This window comes from Acinetobacter sp. SwsAc4 (assembly GCF_013391535.1).
In the GTDB taxonomy this organism is placed as follows: domain Bacteria; phylum Pseudomonadota; class Gammaproteobacteria; order Pseudomonadales; family Moraxellaceae; genus Acinetobacter.
The window spans coordinates 1-992 of the sequence record NZ_JACAXC010000065.1 but is presented as its reverse complement, the minus strand read 5'-3'; the positions used below and the strand labels follow the sequence as shown (position 1 = coordinate 992).

1 protein-coding gene is annotated in these 992 nt (G+C 36.8%); it reads left to right on the top strand.

The features are described from left to right. Window positions 1-111: 111 nt before the first annotated feature. Window positions 112-992: IS30-like element ISAba125 family transposase (locus HYG88_RS15125; RefSeq protein ID WP_235675451.1), on the top strand; the 881-nt coding region annotated here is incomplete at its 3' end.

The window sequence follows — 992 nt, the reverse complement described above, 5'->3', positions numbered from 1 at the left end:
GGCAGAGTAAAACTTGAAGTGCGACATAAACCACCTAATTAATTTAAAGGGTTTATGGAGTATATAAAATTGTCATACCATCATCTTAACTTTGAAGATCGTACTGCATTAATGCTTGAGTCAAGAAAAGAAGGCTTTTCAGCCAGAAAATTTGCTGAACTCATTAAAAGACATCCTAGTACGATCTATCGTGAGCTTAAAAGAAATAGCATCAATGACGTTTATCAAGCTCGATATGCTTCTGATAACACCTTCGCTAGACGTAGACGTGGTCACAGAAAACTCAAAATCGATTCAATCCTCTGGAAATTTATTGTTGAAGCGATCCGTTGTTTATGGTCTCCTCAGCAAATAGCAAAGCGTTTAAAGACATTTCCTGATTTGGATCAAACAATGAATGTAAGCCATACAACGATTTATTCAACGATACGAGCATTACCAAAGGGTGAGTTGAAAAAAGACTTATTATCCTGTCTACGTCATGAAAATAAAAAGCGAAAAGCTAACGGTGAACCTAAAAAAGATTCTATATTACAGGATATTAAAACTATTCATGAGCGCCCAGCCGAAGTTCAAGAAAGAAAAATACCGGGTCATTGGGAAGCTGATTTAATTAAAGGTAAAGACAATAAAAGTTCGATAGCAACACTTATTGAACGAAATACACGGCTCTGTATCTTGGCAACATTACCTGATGCAAAGGCAGAATCAGTGCGCAAGGCTTTAACTGAAGCTCTGAAATATTTACCTGCAGAACTGCGTAAAACGTTGACCTATGACCGTGGACGTGAGATGTCAGAACATAAAATACTCGAAGAAGATTTAGGCATAGATGTATATTTCTGTGACCCACATTCACCCTGGCAAAAAGGCACATGCGAAAATATGAATGGTTTAATTAGGCAATATTTACCTAAAGGGATTGATTTAAATCAGGCAGATCAGCATTATTTAAATCAAGTTGCCATGTCACTGAATACTCGTCCTAGAAA